Annotated in this window: 25 protein-coding genes; 14 read left to right on the forward strand and 11 right to left on the reverse strand. The window is 63.1% G+C overall.

Features of this window, described 5'->3' with window-relative positions; translation table 11 throughout:
- Positions 1–268: 268 nt before the first annotated feature.
- On the forward strand, positions 269–541 hold the full coding sequence (locus tag C437_RS03935) for a DUF7553 family protein (RefSeq protein ID WP_004515586.1): 273 nt from the start codon (positions 269–271) through the stop codon (positions 539–541).
- A 78-nt stretch (positions 542–619) separates the two neighbouring features.
- On the opposite strand, the gene C437_RS03940 is transcribed toward C437_RS03935, so the two are convergent.
- Positions 620–1447 (reverse strand): hypothetical protein, encoded by an 828-nt coding sequence (locus tag C437_RS03940; RefSeq protein WP_004515587.1) that lies wholly within the window; start codon positions 1445–1447, stop codon positions 620–622.
- Between the two features lie 304 nt (positions 1448–1751).
- Between C437_RS03940 and C437_RS03945 the strand changes: the two genes are divergently transcribed.
- The gene (locus tag C437_RS03945) at positions 1752–2555 is read left to right on the forward strand and encodes a winged helix-turn-helix domain-containing protein (RefSeq protein WP_004515588.1); all 804 of its coding nucleotides are present in this window, start codon (positions 1752–1754) and stop codon (positions 2553–2555) included.
- On the opposite strand, the gene C437_RS03950 is transcribed toward C437_RS03945, so the two are convergent.
- The 7 genes from C437_RS03950 to crtD form a co-directional block, all read right to left on the reverse strand.
- Complete coding sequence (locus tag C437_RS03950) at positions 2552–2875, reverse strand: transcription factor S (RefSeq protein WP_004515589.1); 324 nt, start codon at positions 2873–2875, stop codon at positions 2552–2554. The two genes, C437_RS03945 and C437_RS03950, sit on opposite strands and share 4 nt — an antisense overlap.
- Positions 2876–2907: 32 nt before the next feature.
- Complete coding sequence (locus tag C437_RS03955; RefSeq protein WP_004515590.1) at positions 2908–3543, reverse strand: hypothetical protein; 636 nt, start codon at positions 3541–3543, stop codon at positions 2908–2910.
- Positions 3536–4408 carry a hypothetical protein gene (locus C437_RS03960; RefSeq protein WP_004515591.1) on the reverse strand — a complete coding sequence of 291 codons (873 nt, stop codon included), beginning with the start codon at positions 4406–4408 and terminating at the stop codon, positions 3536–3538. The genes C437_RS03955 and C437_RS03960 overlap by 8 nt, the downstream gene beginning before the upstream one ends.
- Before the next feature lie 133 nt (positions 4409–4541).
- Positions 4542–5378 (reverse strand): RAD55 family ATPase, encoded by an 837-nt coding sequence (locus C437_RS03965; protein WP_004515592.1) that lies wholly within the window; start codon positions 5376–5378, stop codon positions 4542–4544.
- Positions 5379–5457: 79 nt separating this feature from the next.
- Positions 5458–6339: a bisanhydrobacterioruberin hydratase gene (gene cruF, locus C437_RS03970; protein ID WP_004515593.1), complete on the reverse strand. Its 882-nt coding sequence runs from the start codon at positions 6337–6339 to the stop codon at positions 5458–5460.
- Positions 6332–7216, reverse strand: coding sequence for a prenyltransferase (locus C437_RS03975; protein WP_004515594.1), 885 nt, complete (start codon positions 7214–7216; stop codon positions 6332–6334). Before C437_RS03975 ends, cruF begins: the two co-directional genes overlap by 8 nt.
- Before the next feature lie 3 nt (positions 7217–7219).
- Positions 7220–8707: a carotenoid 3,4-desaturase gene (gene crtD, locus C437_RS03980; protein WP_004515595.1), complete on the reverse strand. Its 1488-nt coding sequence runs from the start codon at positions 8705–8707 to the stop codon at positions 7220–7222.
- Positions 8708–8841: 134 nt separating this feature from the next.
- Here crtD and C437_RS03985 point away from each other — a divergent pair, with 134 nt between their 5' ends.
- The 3 genes from C437_RS03985 (at position 8842) to C437_RS03990 (ending at position 10695) form a co-directional block, all read left to right on the forward strand.
- Positions 8842–10017 (forward strand): M24 family metallopeptidase, encoded by a 1176-nt coding sequence (locus C437_RS03985; RefSeq protein WP_004515596.1) that lies wholly within the window; start codon positions 8842–8844, stop codon positions 10015–10017.
- 253 nt (positions 10018–10270) lie between these two features.
- A complete protein-coding gene (locus C437_RS20455; protein WP_004515597.1) occupies positions 10271–10441 on the forward strand; it encodes a hypothetical protein in 171 nt (56 codons plus the stop codon).
- Positions 10442–10485: 44 nt separating this feature from the next.
- Positions 10486–10695, forward strand: coding sequence for a ribbon-helix-helix domain-containing protein (locus C437_RS03990; protein ID WP_004515598.1), 210 nt, complete (start codon positions 10486–10488; stop codon positions 10693–10695).
- 8 nt (positions 10696–10703) lie between these two features.
- On the opposite strand, the gene C437_RS03995 is transcribed toward C437_RS03990, so the two are convergent.
- Together C437_RS03995 and C437_RS04000 are read right to left on the reverse strand one after the other, a co-directional pair.
- Positions 10704–11114 (reverse strand): hypothetical protein, encoded by a 411-nt coding sequence (locus C437_RS03995; RefSeq protein WP_004515599.1) that lies wholly within the window; start codon positions 11112–11114, stop codon positions 10704–10706.
- Positions 11115–11161: 47 nt separating this feature from the next.
- Positions 11162–11842 carry a hypothetical protein gene (locus C437_RS04000; RefSeq protein ID WP_049919597.1) on the reverse strand — a complete coding sequence of 227 codons (681 nt, stop codon included), beginning with the start codon at positions 11840–11842 and terminating at the stop codon, positions 11162–11164.
- 120 nt (positions 11843–11962) lie between these two features.
- On the opposite strand from C437_RS04000, the gene C437_RS04005 reads away from it, so the two are divergent.
- Together C437_RS04005 and C437_RS04010 are read left to right on the forward strand one after the other, a co-directional pair.
- Complete coding sequence (locus C437_RS04005; RefSeq protein ID WP_004515601.1) at positions 11963–12649, forward strand: VOC family protein; 687 nt, start codon at positions 11963–11965, stop codon at positions 12647–12649.
- Positions 12650–12792: 143 nt separating this feature from the next.
- The gene (locus C437_RS04010) at positions 12793–13071 is read left to right on the forward strand and encodes a hypothetical protein (RefSeq protein ID WP_004515602.1); all 279 of its coding nucleotides are present in this window, start codon (positions 12793–12795) and stop codon (positions 13069–13071) included.
- Positions 13072–13191: 120 nt separating this feature from the next.
- On the opposite strand, the gene C437_RS04015 is transcribed toward C437_RS04010, so the two are convergent.
- On the reverse strand, positions 13192–13494 hold the full coding sequence (locus tag C437_RS04015) for a DUF5779 family protein (protein ID WP_004515603.1): 303 nt from the start codon (positions 13492–13494) through the stop codon (positions 13192–13194).
- 126 nt (positions 13495–13620) lie between these two features.
- Between C437_RS04015 and C437_RS04020 the strand changes: the two genes are divergently transcribed.
- The 7 genes from C437_RS04020 (at position 13621) to leuD (ending at position 20912) form a co-directional block, all read left to right on the forward strand.
- Positions 13621–14865 (forward strand): LeuA family protein, encoded by a 1245-nt coding sequence (locus C437_RS04020; protein ID WP_004515604.1) that lies wholly within the window; start codon positions 13621–13623, stop codon positions 14863–14865.
- Between the two features lie 345 nt (positions 14866–15210).
- Positions 15211–16968: a biosynthetic-type acetolactate synthase large subunit gene (ilvB, locus tag C437_RS04025; RefSeq protein ID WP_004515605.1), complete on the forward strand. Its 1758-nt coding sequence runs from the start codon at positions 15211–15213 to the stop codon at positions 16966–16968.
- Positions 16969–16982: 14 nt separating this feature from the next.
- Complete coding sequence (gene ilvN, locus C437_RS04030; RefSeq protein WP_004515606.1) at positions 16983–17570, forward strand: acetolactate synthase small subunit; 588 nt, start codon at positions 16983–16985, stop codon at positions 17568–17570.
- Positions 17563–18594, forward strand: coding sequence for a ketol-acid reductoisomerase (ilvC, locus tag C437_RS04035; RefSeq protein WP_004515607.1), 1032 nt, complete (start codon positions 17563–17565; stop codon positions 18592–18594). Before ilvN ends, ilvC begins: the two co-directional genes overlap by 8 nt.
- Positions 18587–18853, forward strand: a complete 267-nt coding sequence (locus C437_RS04040) for a hypothetical protein (RefSeq protein ID WP_004515608.1) — start codon at positions 18587–18589, stop codon at positions 18851–18853. Before ilvC ends, C437_RS04040 begins: the two co-directional genes overlap by 8 nt.
- Entirely contained in the window at positions 18850–20271 is a 1422-nt protein-coding gene (gene leuC, locus C437_RS04045; protein ID WP_004515609.1) for a 3-isopropylmalate dehydratase large subunit, read from the forward strand. The genes C437_RS04040 and leuC overlap by 4 nt, the downstream gene beginning before the upstream one ends.
- The gene (gene leuD / locus C437_RS04050) at positions 20268–20912 is read left to right on the forward strand and encodes a 3-isopropylmalate dehydratase small subunit (RefSeq protein ID WP_004515610.1); all 645 of its coding nucleotides are present in this window, start codon (positions 20268–20270) and stop codon (positions 20910–20912) included. Before leuC ends, leuD begins: the two co-directional genes overlap by 4 nt.
- Positions 20913–20920 lie beyond the last annotated feature (8 nt).

Raw genomic sequence — 20920 nt, forward strand, 5'->3', positions numbered from 1 at the left:
TACCGAACGCTGTGGCCCTCCTTGGCAACCTGCCAGGCGATGTCGCCGATGAGTGCTGCGTCCAGCGAACAGAAGAGGAACTTTGCCATGGCACGTCTGCGAGCGGATGTGGCCTAAAACTTGCCCGTGGTGCCGGCCGCCGGTCATGGCTATCGTGCTAGTCGTACACGAGACTGTTATGCCAGCCTGCCGGACTCCCACTGTTTATTCGAATAAACCCGCTCCGGGAAGCCGAATCGTTTTAGTCCCCATCTGTAAATTGCCACGTATGACACGCGACGAACTCGCATCTGCGAGTGAACTGCTTGAATCGGCGGCCGAAGACACTGACAGCGACGAAGCGAGCGAGCGCCTCGCAGAACTCGCCGCGCAGCTTGACACCCTCGCGACCGACGAACACGGCCCGGACCACGGTCGACTCGCCCGCATCCAGTCGGCGCTCAACGACCTCAGCAGTGGTGACGCGGAAGACGTAACGGGGGCCATCGAAGACGCCGACGACCAGATCAACGAGTACCGGTCCGACCTCGAAGGGGTCTGAGGCGGCGCTCCTGCGCCAGCGCGAGGCCGTCTGGTTACTTCTCGATACGCACAGACTGGTCTCGAACGCGACGGGTCCCTACGATTCGGTCGCGGGTTCCTCATCGACCGGCTTGATTCGGTGTGTCGCGTCGTTGTGACTGTCCGGGGCCCGAAGGTGATACGTGACTTCGCGCGGTTCCGTATCGTCGACGTAGGGGCTCTTGCCATCAAGTGTAATACTCTCTGTTTCCCCCGGCTGCAGTTCTCCGTCAAACCGGCCGGCGGGGGCGTAGGCGACGCGCGGGCCGGTTCGGTTGAGTGCGAGGACGTACCGACCCGCGGTATCGCCCGTGTTCGTGACTGTTATCTCAAGCGTCGGCGTGGCTGGTTCAGTGACGCGCTCTGGTGCGTCGAGGGCAACGTCGAATGATGGCAACGGGGCTTCGAGTCTGGCTCGAACTGTCTCCGGCGGCGTCCACTCCCCGCCGGGCCAGGATAGTCTGGCGTCGCTGGCTGCGCCGGTTTCAGGGAGGTCAAAGACAAGTGGCCCACCGGCCTCTGTGAACTGTCGGCCCCATTCGCCATCGCGATACAGCCCGTTTCTGAACGTCTCTGGGCTGTAGGTCGACCCGTCAAATCTGAGCGAGAACGCGGCGCGGTCTGTTCCCGAACCTTCGACAACTGCTGTCAGCACGAGAAACTGGCCGTCGGCCGGCTGGACATCGATAGAGTCGGTGCCGGGAACCACGACACCGGGCGTCACTACCGAGTCCGTGATCGTCACCGCGGGCGGCGGCCCGGTGTCGGTTTCGCTGACGGCCGGCGACTGGACCGGCGCCACCGTTTCGGTGTCAGCAGTCTCACCCTGGCATCCCGCGCCGGTGATAGCCAGTCCACAGAGTGCCAGAACGCGACGACGGTACATGGCTCCGCGTTGCCTCGCATGGAATAAATGCCTTCAGAAGACTCAGATTCTGTTTTGACCGACGGTCCCTCGTTCGCCCCGGAATAGAGCAGTCTCCCTGCGCTACACACGCTGTGGTATTCGCACCCAGGCACTGTCGGACTGAATGACATGTTAATTAATGTTTGTTTCTAACCAAAAGCTTTTGACAATTCCGTTGGTTTCAGTCAAACGTATATCAGATTGGGGGATTGGGTGGCGGTCCCTTCCCTACGTGGTGATACCAATGAGTAAATCAACGAACGGCCGAACGGCCCCCAAATCGATGCGTCACAAGCAAATACTCGACGTCGCTGCCGAGAACCCTGAGGCGTCCATCGCAGAGCTTGCGGCCGAAGTACCGAGCGCGACAGCGGAACTGGTCGAGCGGGTCCTCGAAGAACACGGTGACCCAGCTGAGACCGACGAGACAGACGCGTCTGACAAATCTGACGAATCTGATGAGTCGCCGAGTGACTCGGCAACGGAGTCACAATCGTACCCCGCCCCCGAAGACCTATCCTCGACAGAGCGAGAGACGCTCCGGTCGATTCAGCAACACCCCACCGCATCCCAGCGAGATCTCGCGGAGAAACTCGACGTGACTGCCTCGACTGTGAGCAATCGCGTCAACGGCATCGACGGCTTCGACTGGGCGAACCGCGAGGCGTTCGCAAACGCTGTGTTCAGCGAGCAGGGGAACGAGTCAGCGACACCCTCGAACGAAACCGACACACTGGCATCCGACAGCAAACCATCGGAGTCGACAGACGCTTCGGCCGAAGCCGACGGACGAGTGGCAGAATCCGATACTGCGCCCGAGGACGGCGGCCGCTCGGCAGCGGTGGTCGAGACAGCAGCCGGCGAGGTGAACACCACGCTGACTACGTTCCAGTCGACTGTCGAGGACCTCTCCGCACAGCTGGCCGAGCTCGAAGGACAGGTCGAAACTATCGCGGATGGCGGCGGCTCGCCGCAATCCAATCCGTTTCACGATCCCGAACTCGTCCACAAAGTCGTTCACGCGTGTCTGAACTCCGAGAACATCTCCGAGGAAGAAGAGCTCCGGATTCTGGAGTCACTTCTCTAGTTGTACTCTCGCCATCGGTGGCCACACTCCTGGCACTTGAAAAACCGCGTCGGCGGTTCGTCGGCTGAGCCGGTCTGTTTGATCGTGTACCACGCTTTTCCGTGTCCGCATTCCTCACAGGTCACGTCGTCTGCCGTGGGCTTTCCCTCGAAGTTTGACCCCTCCTCGGTCTCTATCAGTTCGTCGCCGCTCTGCTCGTCTGTGCTGACGAACTCCGCCGCGCGGTCCTCGTCTTTCGCGACCCGCGCGCCACAGGACTGGCAGACCATCTCGTCAGCATCGGCGTGCATCATCGAACCACAGTCGTCGCAGAACTGCATACACGCCCGTCCGACACCGAGGCAAAAAGCCGTTACTGCTCGCCCTCGATCTCGTGTTGCTCGGCGACGACTGGACAGTCAAGCAGCCGGACCGTCTCCATGTCGAGGAACTCCATGATTTCGGTCCCCTCGTTGGTGCAGTGTGCGTTCGGCGGTGCGGAGAAGTGTTCACACTGCTCGCAGTAGCGATGTTTCGACACCTCTGCGTAACGGGTCTCCGGTGTGGTCTCGCTATCATCGTCTGCAGCGATTTCCGCCCACACTTTGTCGGCGTCGATGTGGTCGACATCGACCCGCTCGAATGCGCTCTCACCGCTCCCGAATGGGTCTTCGCTACGGTCGTCCATCCCTGAGAAAGGGTCGTCCGGGCCAGGTGACGACTCTGGAATGGGGCTGTCCGATTCAACTGCTGAATCCGAGCGGAACTCAGCCGTATCAACAGCCGAGAGTATGTCGTTGCTATCGGTCGCGCTGGGACCTGTTTCGGCCACGTCATCGGCCGGTGTGTCGCTCGATTCGGTCTCTGTCCAGCCATCGTCGGGTGGCTGGGGTTCGTCTGTCGAGCCGTCCGCGTCGTCAGGTCCCGACCCGAGTCGCTCGAACGGGTCACCCTCGCGGTCGTCACCGTCGTCGAGCGCTTCGAAGGGGTCTGGTTTGTCGTCACTCATTGGTCTCGCCTGGTTCAAGCTGTGCTGCGGCCACCAGCCGTGCCTTCGAGCGGATGATGCCGCCCTCGGGCCGCACGTCCGACACCGTCGTGTTGCAGTGTGGACACTGAGGTTCTGTCAGGAGCCCGATCTCGACCTGCTCGTCACAGCTCGAACACCGCGCCGTCGAGATGTTCTCCTGTGCTGCGGCGCGTTTCAGCCGGTCGACCGCCTTTTGATTCTGGTCCCGGCCACCCTGGTCGTCGCGGAGGTCACTGACGACCCAGGCGACGCGGGTGAGCTTGTCTTCGACATCGTCGAGACGGCCGTCGATGTCGGCGATGCGCTCGTCCTGCGTTTCGAACGAGTCGGTCACGTCACCTCGAAGCGTGGCGAGTTCCGTCTCTATCTCTTCAATTTCCCGTGTGAGCGCATCGATGCGGTCGAACTCTTCGTGGCCGTGGTCGGCTGGCGCTTTCGCGTCGGCTTCCCGTTTGACCTGCACGACGCGCTCGCGGACGTCTTCGATTTTCGTCTGAAACTCTGCTTCGAGCGCCTCGAACCGATCAGCAAGCTGGCGTTCTACCGTATCGGCGATGTCCGGGATGCGAGCGTTCACCGCGCTCTCGGTGGCTGCTTCGACTGAACCGTTCAGCTTCTGGTCAACCGTCGCGGCGACGACGGCATCCAGTTCGTCCGACGACGGCTGGATGTGGTCGCCCGTCTCGCCGTCCGAATCGACCGTCGTCATGTATGCGGCCAGCAGTTGCTCCATGACGGCATCCCGAGACACGCCGAGCGTCTCGGCCTGCTCGGTCAGCCACTCGTCTAGATCTGCAGATAGCTCGACGTACACTCCCCCGTCATCAGTCGACTCGGAGGACATTACGACACCCTTAACGAACAAGACTGATAAGGGTTTACCGCCAATTTCAGATGCCGAGAGTGGAAGCAGTTCCGAAGCACCGTTCTCGTTGTTCTCTGTCGACAGCTACAGCCCGCTGTCCCGCCGGTTATCGCTATCGAATCTTGCGCACATCGCTGATATCGAAGCCGGCATCGCCCAGTTCTGTCTCGAACTGCACGATATCCTCGTCCTCGATCTGTGAGAGGACGCCACGGAACTGCTGAACGACGAGGGTTCGGGCGCGGGTGGAGCCGCCGGACTCCCACGCGAACTCCATCGTCCCGTGGGATGCGTCGACGAGCTGCCCGTATCGAACCGCCGACAGTGTCTCGGGATTGACGTGCAAGAGAAGTAGACAGCCCCACTGGTAGGCTGCTTTCTGAAGCCCCTGGACGAGCGAGCTGATGTCCGCCCAGTCGATTTCCTCACCCATGGCGCTGACGAGGTCCGATAGCGAGTCGATGATGACGAGGTTGTTCGCCGCCACCTCGTTCAGGACCATCCCGAGCGTCCCGAGCAGGTCCTCCCGCTCGTGGCGCGCCCGGAGGTCGGTAATCGACGCGGTTTCGCTGGCGTACCAGTCCCGGGGCACCGGGCTGATGTGGAAATACCGCTCCGAGAGGTCGTGGAACTCGACCGACTGGCTCCCCTTCTCGACGACGTCGTCGTCCATCGCCAACCGCATCTCGCTGACCAGCTGTGCCTCGCTTGCGGTAAAAGAGATGTAATGCACTTCTTCCGGGGCGACGGCGTCGGCCGAGAGGTCGCCGTAGTAGAGGTCGTGTAGCTCCCCGCCGGACTGTTTGAGCCCGTTGATGAGCGCGCTCGTATGCATGAACTCCCGGGAGCCAGCCCCTGCCTCGCCGGAGAGCAGGACGACGCTCCCGGCGGGAGCCCCACCGTTGATGATGGAGTCGAGCTGGCGGATCCCGAACGGGATTCGCTTCATACGTCCACCTACCTACGCGGTCGCTTAAACGCTTGGCCTGTCTCGCTGTCGTCGGTGACGCGGTGATAGCGACCCCCTGTTACCGCCAGACGGTACGGCCGAGCCGGGTTTCTGAGAGGTCGAAGTCGAAGCGGTCCGTCCAGAGGAGGCCGGCCCCCAGCAGCGCGGCCAGGCCGACCGGCACCCAGTTCGCGTAAAAGAGGTTGATACCGCCCCACAGCAGGACGAAGCTCACGAGGTCATCGAGCATGAACGGACACTCCTCAAGCCGCTGTCGAAGTCCCGCACGGTCGAACCCCAGATCGAACAGCAGGACGGCGACCGAGCCCGAGAGGAGCCAGCCCGCGTAGTTCTGCCAGGGAACGCCGTAGAACTGGGACACGTCGTAGGTCCAGAAGCCGATAGCCACGGCACCGGGGTCGAGCACGAGATCGACGAGCATGACCGTCGAAAGCGTCGCCAGCAGCCGAACGGCGGTCGATTCCGCACGGTTACCAAACAACAGCAGGACGAGCAGATAGGCGTTTAGCACCAGCGGGAAGAAGAACACCGGGAGCCCGAACGGTACTTCGCCCAGTAGCATCGGACCGAGGTCGACGCCGTAGCTGAACTCCCCGTAGGGCCAGCCGGTCCTGACGCCGACGAGTTCGATGCCGTAGGAATACAGCGTCAAGGCGACCAGCGCCAGCCCGGCCCGGCGGTCCACGAGCGGAAAGACGCCGGCCACAAGGGGTAATCGCATCACGAACGTGCCAAAGAGGACGAAGTAGGGATTGAACGCGAGCGGGTCTGGGAGCAGGCCCTCGGCGCTGGCAAGCAGCGTGAGCGCGCCGACGACTGGGAAGACGACGGCGATGGTAAAGCGATTCTCGGTGACAAACCGGTCAAATTGCGTGGTCGCGTCAGCCCGTGTCTCCGGCAGCGTCCACCCCGCTAACTCCAAGTCCTTGCCGTTAGCCATACAGCATCACCCACAGCGCGATGAGTGTGAAAACCATGCCGACGATGGTGTTGATTGCGGGATACCACCAGTACGCGTCGTCGATATCGACGCCGACGCCGAGAATCCCAAAGACGAGGCCGGGGTAGACGAGCAGTAGCAGGCCGAACACCCAGTGCGTGAAGTTGAAGATGAACGATGCCATGAGCCAGCACATCACGCAGTAGTAGTAGGTGTTTGACTCACCCAGAAACGTTGCCGTCGTCTGGATGCCGGCCTCGCGGTCGGGTTCGATGTCGGGAATCGCCGAGAAAGTGTGCATCCCCATTGCCCAGAGCCACGCACCGGCGACGGCGGTCGCTGGTGGGGCCACCCCCTCGATAGCGGCGTAGCCGATGATACCGGGCAGGATATACAGGCCGTTCGAGATGGAATCAAGGAACGGCGTCGTCTTGAACCGGAGCGGCGGGGCCGAGTACTCGACAGAGAGCGCCACCCAGGCGAGCAGGGCCACAATCCCGAGCGTCGGCAACGCGAGGACGAACAGCAACGCGAGCGCGCCGCTGACGACGACGATGGCCGTGATGGCGTTGTCCCCGCGGTAGCTGACCTCGCGGCCCTCGTCTTTCTTCGGGTTGTGCTCGTCAATGTCGGCGTCGAAGATGTCGTTGACGCCGTAAAGGAACACGTTCCCGGGGATGGTGAAGTACAGAAACAGCGCGATAGCTAGCGGGGAGAACAGCTCTCCCGGGCCGTCGGCCGCGTAGCTGACGCCGACGATGACCGGGCCACCGAGGTACAGCCAGAACCGCGGCCGGGAGAGGCGCAACAGGTAGCCCACAAGCGTCTCCTCCGGCGGGATAACGGCGGTGATGCGGTCGGTCGGGAGTTCGGGCATTACTCAGGCGATATCCTCGATGAGCGCCTCCGCAGTGTGTTCGCCGCTGATGAGGCACATCGGCACGCCGATGCCGGGCGTCGTGAACGACCCCGTGAAGTAGAGGCCGTCGACGGCTGACGAGCGGTTGTTGGGCCGCAATAGGGCCGTCTGGCGGAGTGTGTGCGCCAGACCGAGAGCCGTGCCCTCCGTGGCGTTGTACCGCTCGCCGAAGTCGGAGACGGCGAACTGCTTCTCGTAGACGATACGGTCGCGAAGATCGACACCGGTGTTGTCAGCGATATCGGCGAGCACCTTCTCGCGGTACTCTTCACGGATCTCGTCGCCGTCGTGCAGACCCGGCGCGATGGGGACCAGCACGAACAGGTTCGAGTGGCCCTCAGGGGCAACGGTGTCGTCGGTCTTCGAGGGCACACAGAGGTAGTATGCCGGGTCGTCGGGCCACGCGGGCTCGTCGAAGATATCGTCGAAGTGGGGGTCCCAATCTGTCGGAAGGACGAGTGTGTGGTGTTTCAGGGGCTCAACGTCCCCCTCCACACCCATGTACATGAGGAAGGCAGACGGCGCGTAGGTCTTGTCGTCCCAGTAGTCGTCGTCGTACTGTCGTTCGTGGTCCGGAAGGAGTTCGCGCTCGGCGTGGCCGTAATCGGCGTTGACGACCACTTCGTCGGGGTGGGTCGTGTCGCCATGGACCGTCTCGACGAGGAATCCCTCTTTCCGCCGGGAAATCTCCGCGACCTCGGCGTCTGTCTCGTAGGTGACGCCGAGTTCCTCGCCGAGTTCGACGAGGCTATCGACGACCGCGCCGACGCCGCCGTCAGGGTAGTAGACACCGAGGTTGAAATCGACGTGGCTCATCATATTGTACAGCGCTGGCGTCGTCCGGGGCGAGCCGCCGAGGAAAACCAGCGTGTACTGCATGATTTGCTGGAGCTTCGGGTGCTCGAAGTAGTCCTCGACGTGGCTCTGCATCGAGCCGATGAGCTGGAGCCCGACCGGCGCGGCGGTCATCACATCGAGGTCGACCCAGTCGCGAAGCTTCGAGCGGTCCTCGTAGACGAACTTGTTCATCGCCGTCTCGTAGTGGCGTTCGCTGGTCGACAGATACTCCTCGAACGCCTCGCCCGCACCGGGTTCGTACTCCTCGAACTTCCGGGCCATCTCGTCGTTGTCGCCGGTCACGTCGATCTGGTCGCCGTCCTTGAAGAAGATGCGGTAGTGCGGGTCCAGCCGCTGGAGGTCGTAGTAATCGCGCGGTTCCTTGCCGAAGTACGCGAAGAACCGCTCGAACACGTCGGGCATCAGGTACCACGACGGCCCCATGTCGAACCGGAACCCATCCACCTCCAGCCGCGAGGCGCGGCCCCCGAGTTGCTCGTTTTTCTCCAGGAGCGAGACATCCGCGCCTGCATCCGCCAGGTAGCACGCGGCGGAGAGCCCACCGATGCCGCCACCGACAACGGTCACGTCTTCACCGGACAAGTCACTCATTACTAGAACTGAGGGGCTGGAACGTCAATAAATGAGCGGCCAAACTGCATCGGTATGGTATTCGTGGCCATATATCGGGCCGCCGCGCGGCTCAGTGGGAGACGTATATGGGGATGCGGACCAGACCGACACGTATGGAACCTGCTCTCTCAGCATTGGACGCATATCTCGACGACGCCGCTGTCGATGGCTACCTCCTCGATGCGGATTCCGAGGTGTCAGACCAGTACTATCTCTCTGGATTCGACGCGCCGGACCCGTTCATCACGCTGTACGACGGCGACACGCATCTCCTCTTCCCGCGGAGTCTGGAGTTCGGCCGCGCAAAACGCGAATCGCGGGCCGAGACTGTCGAACGCTATGTCGACTTCGACCACCAGCAGAAAGTCGAGGACCACGGCCCGGACGAAGCGGTCTCGCACGTCCTCGCGGATTTCCTTGCGGCCTACGACGTTGAGAGCGTGGCCGTGCCGCCGCGGTTCCCGCTCCGGACTGCGGATGGCCTGCGGGCACGCGGCGTCGATGTGACAGCCGACACCGACGGGATTATCACGGAGATCAGGGCGACGAAAACCGAGACCGAAGTCGACCACATCCGGACGGCACAGCGGGCCAACGAGGCGGCGATGGAGGCGGCCGAATCGCTACTTGAAGCGTCGGAGATTGCTGCCGACGACACGCTCGAAGTTGACGGCGAGACACTGACGAGCGAGCGCGTCAAAGAAGAGATCGAGGTGACGCTGCTCAGACACGGCTGCTCGCTGGACGAGACAATCGTCGCCTGTGGTGCTGACGCCGCGGACCCACACGACCGCGGGAGCGGGCCACTCTTCGCCCACGAGCCCATCATCATCGACATCTTCCCGCAGGACAAAGCGACGAAGTACCACGCCGACATGACGCGGACGTTCCTCAAAGGCGAACCAAGCGAGACAGTGTGCGAGTGGTACGATCTGACAGAGCGCGCGATGGAAGCCGCATTCGACGCGCTGGAACCCGGCGCGACCGGCAAAGACGTACACGACGCTGTCTGTGACGTGTACGAGGATGCCGGCGAACCGACACTGCGTGACGACGAACGGACAGAGACGGGTTTCATCCACAGTACGGGCCACGGCGTCGGGCTGGACGTCCACGAACTCCCCAGACTATCGCCCAACGGCGGCGAACTCGAGCCGGGGCACATCGTCACTATCGAGCCCGGCCTCTACGACCCCGATGTCGGCGGCGTCAGAATCGAGGACATCGCCGTCGTCACCCCTGACGGCTATGAAAACCTGACCGAGTACGAGGTCCAGCTGGTCGTCTGAGCAGGTTCAGAGCCGCTCTGGCCGCCACAGGACGAACAGGCCGCTTTGGCGTCTTCGGTCCGGGTCCACAGTGCATGGATTCGAGACGTATGTTACCGTTTGACACCATTTTCCGCAGCTCCATCATGAACATTTATTATGAATGGGTCGAAAAGTGGTGATACTCAATGCTTGTATCCATTGTACGCCCCGCACACACCGCCCCCACTGCACTGCCCACAAACCACAGACGCCGGCCGACACGACCCCCAGGATGACAACACGAATCACGACCCCCCGAAACGATGACTCGTACCCGACAACTACGCTGCCGTTCGACGACGCGGACGACCAGTCACGGTCCCGCCGTGCGCCGAAGATGTTCTCGCCAACCAATCACGCCACGATGGGCCAGTTCGACACCGAGGCTACGGACCTACGGTAAGCTGGGTCACAACGCATATGCCGCCGGCACGCCTCCGTGACGACATGTCCGACTACACCACAGTATCTATCCCGAAAGACCTCGCGGAGCGCGTCGAAGAGACCATTGAAGGGACGAGTTTCTCCAGTACGTCCGACCTCGTTCGGTTCCTGCTTCGGAGTATCGTCGTCGAGCACCAGCGGGAAGGCGAACTGACCGAAGCGCAGTTCCAGGACATCACCGACCAGCTGCGGGACCTGGGCTATCTGGAGTAATCGGGTCGCTACTGCGGATACTTCTCGGGCGGTTCGACATCGAGAACTGTAATCTCCTGTGCCTGCCCGGCTCTGTCGAAGGCTCCGAAGGCGTCGATGTCCCACGGCGGGATACCGACGAAGATCACCTCGTGGAGGTCGTCAGTCTTGCTGACACCCATGTATCCGTCGGGGTGGGAGACGAACCGGCCCTGTGTCTGGCCGGCCGGCGTCCCGAGATCGACACCGAACACTGCCTTCACTGAAGCCCCGGCCGAAGGGAGGTAAAAGTCAGTAAATACCGGTGTCTCGTCCGGCAGGTCCGCATCGGGAAGGTCCCCTGCAGGCGTGACGGCCAGCGAAATCGTCACGTCGTCAGGTTCGGCCTCGCTGGCGAGCCGTAGCAGCGTCTCGACGAGTCCGCGTGTGACGTAGACCACGCCACAGCTTCGCACGGCCCGGGTAAAACGGCGTCGCTTGACCCGATTCAGCCGAGCACGAGTGACTTGAGGTTCTTCGCGTACAGCCCCGGCGTCCGGCCGCGGGACCCGCGAAGTGCGTAGGCGATGGCCTCGGCGGCGTCTTCCATCACGCCTTCTCCGTGGCCAACCAGTACTCGGTCGGGAGCAAGCCGCGTGAGCTTCTTGGGCGGGAACAGGCGCAACATCGGGTGGACGCCGAGGCGTTCGTCGCCGGCAAGGAAGTAGTCCGCCGCCCCGACCGCCTCGGGGACAACTAACGTGTCGTCTTCGTCGCCGTACAGCGCGGCCTCTTGCCAGAACGTATTGTCGATGATCTTGTGGACGCCGTAGTCTGTGCCCGGCAGTTGTCGGTGAATGCGTTCGACCGGCGCGTCGATATCTTCCTCGACACCTGACATCCAGTCGGGGATGTACACTGACACGTCGTGTCGGTTTGCAACGGCGGCGCTGTCGCGTTTGTGCCGATCCAACAGGATGACGACGCCGGCTACCTCGCCGAACTCGGCAAACAGGTCGTCGATACTGTCGACGTCTATCGGGTCGACGACGAACACACCGGCCTCCGTCTTGAGGACGTGACTCGCCCGGACCATCATTTCGTCGGGATACGGAATGTAGCTCACGCCGCGCTCCCAGCGGTTCGTCTCCAGCCATTCTGTCGCCTCGTCCTGACCTTTCATTGGCATACGCCTCCGTACGAGCCTGACGTGAATAAATGGTCGAGAACGGGAAACACGCGTGTTGGGGTTGTTCCGCCCCCGAATAGCGTCCACAGCGGCTTTGTCGGTGGCGGTCGAAGCGCCGGTATGCTCTCATCGCCAGCCTGGCTCACGCTCGAGGTGAAGTATCCAGACCGTGCGACAGCGTTCTACGAGGCCTTTCTGGAACTCGACATCGTCTCGGAGGCTCCGGATGAAGCCGTGCTTGCGGCCGGCGACACCGAGCTCAGACTCCGTGCACCGGGAACAGTGCCGCGCGGTGGGCTCCACACGCACTACGCGCTAACCATTCCCGAGCGGGAGTACGACGGCTGGTACGACCGACTGGACGAGCGCTTCGACCTGGTCGAACACACCTTCGGGGACGCGCGGTCGCTGTACTTCTATGACCCGCAGGGGAACTGTGTGGAACTCGGCGAGCGGGCGGTCGACGGTACTGGCGTCACCGGCCTGTTCGAACTCGTCCTCGAAGTCGAGGACCTGTCCGCAGCGGTGGACTTCTACGCCACGTTGGGCTTCGAGATGGTCGACGACAGCCGCGACGACGGTCGCGTTCGGCTCTCGACCGGCGACCTCGACCTGGAGCTGTGGTCACCACGGCTCGGCATCGCCGACGCCCGCGGCGGCGTCCACGTCGACTTCGGCGTCGTCGCCGAAGACCCGAAATCGACAGCCAGAGCGGTCGCTGATGACGCGCTCGCGGTCACCTCGGTCACAGAGGGTGTCCAAATCAGGGACCGGGACGGCCACTACCTGACGCTGGTGTCCGAGTAGCGGCCCCGGCAGCAACACCGGCGGCGACCAGTCGTAGGTGGGTACCACCGGACGAGGATATAATGACCTCCCTTGTACTAGTAGCCGTATAGGCCCCTCATAGGCAGGTTCTTTTCGTGTCGATAGCCACCGTCTAACTGAGGATGTCCCCGACTGACTCCCGGACCGGGCGCGATGTCCCCGCGAAGGCGACGCTGTTCTGTCCGGACTGCGGGCACCAGAGCAGGTACGACGGCGACTGGATCGTCGTTGCGCGCTACCGCAGCAGGCACTACCGCTGCCCGGAGTGCCACGCCCAGATTGCGACCCGGCCGAGCCACACTGACAGTGATTCGCCCCGGTTCTTCGACACCTACTGGCAAGCGTGGAACCACGGCATTCGTGTGTGGCACGGACTGTTACAGCGATTTCTCTCTCCCTGAGCGGGCGTGCCAACTCTGACGGCGTCGGTCAGAATCGCGACGCTGCGATTGGGGCGACGGTCTCACAGAAGCGTATCGTCTGCAACAGGGCCGCTTGGTGGATACAGGCCGTTCTGCCGCTCAATCTAGCCGCTGGGAGTCGATGCTGACACCCGGCGGCGTCACAATCAAGAAGCCCCGGAAGTGCATCAGTTCGCCGCCGGCCTCTCGGACCGGTCGGGCGAACCCGGCAGCGAGTTCGTTCAGGTCCCCATCGACGTTGAGAACCAGCACTGCCCCGCTCTCGATGGTGTTTATCCACTGTTCGGGCGGTTCCGACCCGTCGAGGACCCCAAGCACGACGCGGTTGCTGCCGGCCCCGTCACGGCCCTCGTCCATCTGGTCCTCCACGGCCTGCAGGTCCAGGCCCTCGAAATCACTCATAAACTCATCCATGCGCGGACGGAGCAAAAATCCTCCCCACCTGTCTGACGTGCGGCAGTCGCACCGGTGGTGGTCGTGGCCGTGTGCCATGTGCACGCGGCACCGTCTTATGAACAAGTATAAATAGTGGAAGCATCCAGTTACGGGTGCTTATGTCCAACAACGAGGGCACGTCGGAATCTCCGGCGGATCGAGTTCTTCCAGGGCACACTGGATTCCACGTCTGAGATAACAGACGCACGGATTTTCGACACCACGCTGCGCGATGGTGAGCAGTCACCACGTACGTCGTTCAACTACGAGGACAAACGCGAGATAGCCGCGCTGCTCGACGAGATGGGAACCCACGTCATCGAGGCCGGGTTCCCTGTCAACTCCGACGCGGAGTTCGAGGCAGTGCGCGACATCGCCGAGTCCACGCGAGTGACGACCTGCGGACTGGCGCGTGTGGTCGAGAAAGACATCGAGGCGGCCTTGGATTCTGGTGTGGACATGGTCCACACCTTCGTCTCGACGTCGGACGTACAGTTGCAGGATTCCATGCACGCGACCCGTCAGGAGGCACTCGACACCGCCGTCGACTGTGTCGAGATGATCACAGACGCGGGCGCCGAATGCATGTTCTCGCCGATGGACGCGACCCGGACCGACGAGGACTTCCTCGTCGAAGTCATCGAGGCTACGTCCGCGGCGGGTGCGGACTGGATCAACATTCCGGACACGTGTGGGGTCGCCACGCCGCGGCGGTTCTACGACCTCATCGAGATCGTCGACGACTGCACCGACGCCTACATCGACGTGCACACGCACGACGACTTCGGGCTGGCGTCGGCCAACGCCATCTCTGGCTTCGAGGCCGGAGCCAGCCAGGCGCAGGTGTCGGTCAACGGCATCGGCGAACGCGCCGGCAACGCGGCCTACGAAGAGGTCGTGATGGCGCTTGAGTCGCTGTATGATGTCGACACCGGAATCGACACCACCCGCATCACGGAGCTGTCGCGGATCGTCGAGGAGAAATCCGACATCGGGGTGCCGGCGAACAAGCCCGTCGTCGGGCGCAACGCCTTCTCCCACGAGAGCGGCATCCACGCCGCCGGTGTCATCGAGAACTCCGATACATTCGAGCCGGGCGTCATGACTCCAGAGATGGTCGGGGCCACGCGCGAGCTCGTACTCGGCAAGCACACCGGGGCCCACTCGGTTCGGGAGCGACTCGTCGACGCGGGCTACGACCCGACCGAGGCGGAGGTCCGAGAAGTGACCCGCCGCGTCAAGGAGTACGGCGCGGAGGAGCAGGTCACCATGTCGGTGCTTGAACGGTTCGCCGAGGAGATCGGCGTGACCGAGGAAAGCGAGGAGGTCCGGGCGTAGGCCGATGACCTCGCTTCCGGCCGTCACTACGAGTGAGCAGCCACCGGTGAGTATCCGGCTTCGAGTCGCTGTCCGCCAACAACTATCACAGAACGTTTATTATTCGGGACGAACTGCATTCGGGTGTGATGACCGCGGCTGCTGGACATCGGGTTCGAACCCCCGCCAGCACCGCGACCGCTATTCTCGGCGTGCGTATTGTAGGGGCACTATAGCCCCTCTCTTTACCTTTTCACCCCCGGCCGAATCGATTCGTCATACCACCACAGAGTCATCAGTCATGCACGCAGCACACACATCACCGCGGTATCGACCCCGAACACGAACAGACGGAGAGATGAAACGATGAGCGAACGCGCATCCGTCCCCAAGGAAGAGGACGAAACGGAGCCAGAAACTGAACAGGAGCCGGTCACAACGGGCGCGCAATCTGTCATCCGTGCGCTTGAAAACGCCGGGACAGACTACGTCTTCGGCGTTCAGGGCGGGGCCATCATGCCCGTCTACGACGCGCTGTACGACTCCGACATCAACCACGTCACGATGGCCCACGAACAGGGGGCCTCACACGCGGCGGACGCCTACGGTATCGTCACCGGCGACCCGGGCGTCTGTTTCGCCACGTCCGGCCCCGGCGCGACGAACCTCGTGACTGGCATCGCCGACGCGAACATGGACTCGGACCCGGTCATCGCGCTGACCGGCCAGGTTCCGACGGAGTTCGTCGGCAACGACGCGTTTCAGGAGACGGACACGGTCGGTATCACCCAGCCGATCACGAAAGAGAGCTACTTCGCCGCCGACTCCGACACCGTCGGCGACGACGTCAGCGAGGCGTTCGCGCTTGCTGACGCCGGCCGACAGGGACCAACGCTGGTGGACCTGCCGAAAGATGTGACCCAGGGCGAAACCGAGGTCGAACCCGGCGCGCCAGAGACGCCAGAGACCTACGAGGTGCCTGAGGAAGCAGACGACGAGAACGTTCAGGAAGCCGCCGAGGCGCTGGCCGAGGCCGACCGCCCGGTCATCCTCTCGGGCGGCGGCGTCATCAAGGCGAACGCATCGAGCGCGCTCCGGGAGTTCGCCAAGGAGTACGAGATCCCGGTCATCACGACGATGCCCGGCATCGGCTCCTTCCCCGAAGACCACGAACTCTCGCTTGAGTGGGCCGGGATGCACGGCACCGGGTACGCCAACATGGCGATCACCAACACCGATTGCATGCTGGCTATCGGGACGCGCTTCGACGACCGCCTGACCGGCGGCGTCGACTCCTTCGCGCCCGACGCGGAGGTCATCCACGTCGACATCGACCCCGCGGAAATCAGCAAGAACGTCTACGCCGACTACCCGCTCATCGGCGACGCTCGGGAAGTGCTCCGACAGCTGTTCGACGCAATGCCGCGCGTGCCGGACGCCGACGAGTGGCGTGACCAGTGTCAGGTCTGGAAAGACGAGTACCCGATGGACTACGACACGCCCGACGACGAGCCGCTGAAGCCACAATACGTCGTCGAGAAATTCTCGGATGTGACGCCGGACGACACCATCGTCTGTACCGGCGTCGGCCAGCACCAGATGTGGGCCTCCCAGTTCTGGGAGTACACTGAGCCCCGGACGTGGGTGTCCTCCCATGGTCTGGGCACGATGGGCTACGGCGTGCCCGCCGCCATCGGTGCGAAACTGGCCGCCCCGGATCAAGAAGTTGTCTGCTTCGACGGCGACGGCTCGTTCCTGATGACCGTTCAGGGGCTCTCCGTTGCGGTCCGTGAGCAACTGGACATCACCTACGTCGTCCTGAACAACGAGGCGGTCGGGATGGTCCGCCAGTGGCAGGACGGCTTCTACGAGGGTCGCCGGATGGCCTCGGAGTACCCGTGGATCCCGCAGTTCGACAAACTCGCCGAGGCCTTCGGCGCACGCGGGTTCACGCTGGAATCCTACGAGAACGTCGAAGAGACGATACAGGAAGCACGCGACTACGACGGCCCGAGCGTCATCGACGCCCACATCGACCCCGGGGAGAACGTCTTCCCGATGGTTCCAAGCGGCGGTGACAACGGCCAGTTCGCGCTCAATGAAGACCATCTGGACATGATCTAACAATGACTGGAGGAATGCCAGGCCCCGCGCCGGACGAACGGATGCGCCCGAAGGGCCGACGCAACACGCAGGGAATCCGCGTCGACCCCGAGGCCGAAGTGACTCACGAACCGCGGCAGGCGGTGCTGTCCGCGCTGGTCAAGCACCGGCCGGGCGTGCTGTCGGAGGTGTCGGCGCTGTTCAGCCGACGGCAGTTCAACATCGAGAGTCTGACTGTCGGGCCAACAGTCGACGACGACACAGCCCGGATGACGATCCTCATCGAGGAGCCGGAACCGGGAATCGACCAGGCGAAAAAGCAACTGCGAAAGCTCGTGCCTGTCATCTCGGTCAGGGAACTCGAAGGCGAGGCCGTCCGTCGGGAGCTCGCGCTGGTGAAAGTCAGCGGCGAGAAGCCCGACGACGTCAACGCCGTCGCCGATATGTACAACGGGCAGGCCGTCGACGCGTCGACCGACTCGGTCACCGTCGAGATTACGGGCAGCAAACAGAAGATAGACGCCGCCATCGAGGCGTTCAAGCAGTTCGATGTGCAGGAGATCGTGCGAACCGGGGCCGCCGCACTGGAACGCGGCCCGAAAACACTAGAGAAAGATGTCTGACGAACTTACCACAACAGTCTACTACGACGAGGACGCTGACGTATCGACCATCGACGACGAGACCGTAGCCGTACTGGGCTACGGCTCGCAGGGCCACGCCCACGCGCTGAATCTTCACGAGTCCGGCGTCGACGTAATCGTCGGCCTCCGCGAGGACTCGTCCTCAGTGGCCGAGGCCGAAGACGCCGGCCTCCGCGTCGAGACGCCCGACGTGGCCGCTGGCGAAGCGGACCGCGTCGTGATGCTCGTCCCCGACACGATTCAGCCGGCCGTCTACGAGGCCATCGAGGGCGAACTCGACGCCGGCGACACGCTCCAGTTCGCCCACGGGTTCAACATCCACTACGGCCAGATCGAGCCGCCGGAAGACGTGGACGTGACGATGGTCGCGCCCAAGTCGCCGGGCCACCTCGTGCGCCGGACCTACGAGCGCGGCGAGGGGACGCCGGGTCTCATCGCGGTGTATCAGGATGCGACCGGTAACGCCAAGCAGGAGTCGCTGGCCTACGCGAAAGGCATCGGCTGCACCCGCGCCGGGGTCATCGAGACCACCTTCCAAGAAGAGGTCGAGACGGACCTCTTCGGCGAGCAGGCCGTCCTCTGTGGCGGCGTCACCGAGATGGTCAAGGCCGGCTTCGAGACGCTGGTCGACGCCGGCTACGCGCCGGAGATGGCCTACTTCGAGTGTCTGAACGAGCTGAAGCTCATTGTCGACCTCATGTACGAGGGCGGCCACATGGAGATGTGGAACTCCGTCTCCGACACCGCCGAGTACGGCGGCCTGACCCGCGGCGAGGACGTCATCGACCGCGAAGGGATGGAGAAGATCCTCGAAGAGGTCCAGAACGGCGAGTTCGCTCGCGAGTGGATCAACGAGAATCAGGCCAACCGACCCGCCTACAAGCAGTACCGCGACGCCGAACAGAACCACCAGATCGAAGCCGTCGGGGAGAACCTGCGCGAACTGTTCGCGTGGGGTGAAGACGCCGACGCAGAGAAGACAGAAGCTCCAGCAGATGACTAACGAACGCACAGATCAGACCGACGGCGAGCAGAACGAATCGCGCACGACCATGGGGAACATCGAGCACACGCACCCTCAGACGAACGGAACCTTCGGCGCTGTGTTCCGCCGCGGCCCGGTCGTGGCCGCCGATGGCGGCGAACGCGACGCCGAGGAGGAGACCGACGAGACGATGGAAGATATCGACCACGAAGCACCCGACGAGGGTGTCACCCGCGCGTACGAGCGCGGAACTGAAGGACGGGACGAGACAGTATGAGCCAGGGAACGCTGTACGACAAGGTATGGGACCAGCACAAAGTCACGACCCTGCCCAACGGCCAGGACCAGCTGTTCGTCGGGCTGCACCTCATCCACGAGGTCACCAGCCCGCAGGCCTTCGGGATGCTCAAAGAGCGCGGCCTCGACGTCGCCCGACCTGACCTGACCCACGCGACAGTCGACCACATCGTGCCGACCGCCAATCAGGACCGGCCCTACAGCGACGACGCGGCCGAGACGATGATGGCCGAACTCGAAGAGAACGTCCGCGACGCCGGTATTCAGTTCTCGGACCCGACGACAGGCGATCAAGGTATCGTCCACGTCATCGGCCCGGAGCAGGGCATTACTCAGCCCGGCAAGACCATCGTCTGTGGCGACAGCCACACCTCCACCCACGGCGCCTTTGGCGCGCTCGCGTTCGGTATCGGGACCAGCCAGATTCGAGACGTGCTGGCGACCCAGACCATCGCGATGGAGAAACAGAAGGTCCGCAAGATCGAGGTCACCGGCGAACTCGACGAGGGCGTCGAGGCCAAGGACATAATCCTCGAGATCATCCGCCGGCTCGGGACCGAGGGCGGCGTCGGCTACGTGTACGAGTACGCCGGCGAGACCATCGAGAACCTCGACATGGAAGGCCGGATGTCAATATGTAACATGTCCATCGAGGGCGGCGCTCGCGCGGGCTACGTCAACCCCGACGAGACCACCTACGAGTGGCTCGAAGAGACGGACTACTTCCAGGAGCACCCTGAGAAGTTCGAGGAACTCAAGCCCTACTGGGAGTCCATCCGCTCGGACGACGACGCGGAGTACGACGACGTCGTCGAGATCGACGCGAGCGAACTGGACCCCGTCGTCACGTGGGGGACCACGCCCGGCCAGGGTATCGGCATCGACGACCCGATCCCGGAGCCCGAGTCGCTGGCCGACGACAAGGTCGACACCGCACGGCGCGCCCAGGAGCATATGCGCGTCGAACCCGGCGAGACGATGGAGGGGTACGACATCGATGTCGCCTTCCTCGGCTCCTGTACCAACGCTCGACTGCCTGACCTGCGCCGTGCGGCCCGTATCGTCAAGGGCCGCGAGGTCGCTGACGACGTGCGAGCGTTCGTCGTCCCCGGCAGCCAGCGGGTTCAGGAGGCCGCCAGAAAAGAAGGCCTGAAGGACATCTTCGAGGAAGCCGGCTTCGAGTGGCGCAACGCCGGCTGCTCGATGTGTCTGGGCATGAACGAGGACCAGCTGGAGGGCGATGAAGCCTGTGCCAGCTCCTCCAATCGGAACTTCGTCGGCCGGCAGGGCAGCAAGGACGGCCGCACCGTCCTGATGAACCCACGGATGGTGGCCGCCGCGGCGATCACCGGCGAAGTCTCTGACGTACGCGACCTGGAGGAGGTGGCAGTCGCATGAGCGACCCTACCGAGGACATCCCGTCAGTCGACTACGTCGAGGGGTCCGGCATCCCGATTCGCGGGAACGACATCGACACTGACCAGATCATCCCCGCACGGTTCATGAAGGTCGTCACCTTCGACGGGCTGGGCGAGTTCGCCTTCTTCGACCTGCGGTTCGACGACGAGGACAACGAGAAGGACCACCCGTTCAACGAGGAGCGGTTCCAGGACGCCAACGTCATGGTGGTCAACAACAACTTCGGCTGTGGCTCCTCCCGCGAGCACGCGCCCCAGGCCCTGATGCGCTGGGGTATCGACGCCATCATCGGCGAAGGCTTCGCCGAGATCTTCGCCGGAAACTGTCTCGCGCTCGGTATTCCGACGGTCACGGCCGACCACGAGACGATCAACGCGCTCCAACAGTGGGTCGAGGACAACCCCGACGGCGACATCGAAGTCGATGTGCGGGCGGAGACGGTCACCTACGGGGACAACGAGATCAACGTCAGCGTCGACCGCGCCCAGCGCGAGGCCCTCGTCGAGGGCAACTGGGACACGACGGCCCTGATGAAGGCAAATCGGAACGCTATCGAGGAGACAGCCTCGCAGTTGCCGTATCTGGACCAAACGCGGTCGGAACTCGAAGCGGACGATTAACGCGAGGT

Origin of the sequence: Haloarcula vallismortis ATCC 29715, assembly GCF_000337775.1 — an archaeon.
In the GTDB taxonomy this organism is placed as follows: Archaea; Halobacteriota; Halobacteria; order Halobacteriales; family Haloarculaceae; genus Haloarcula; species Haloarcula vallismortis.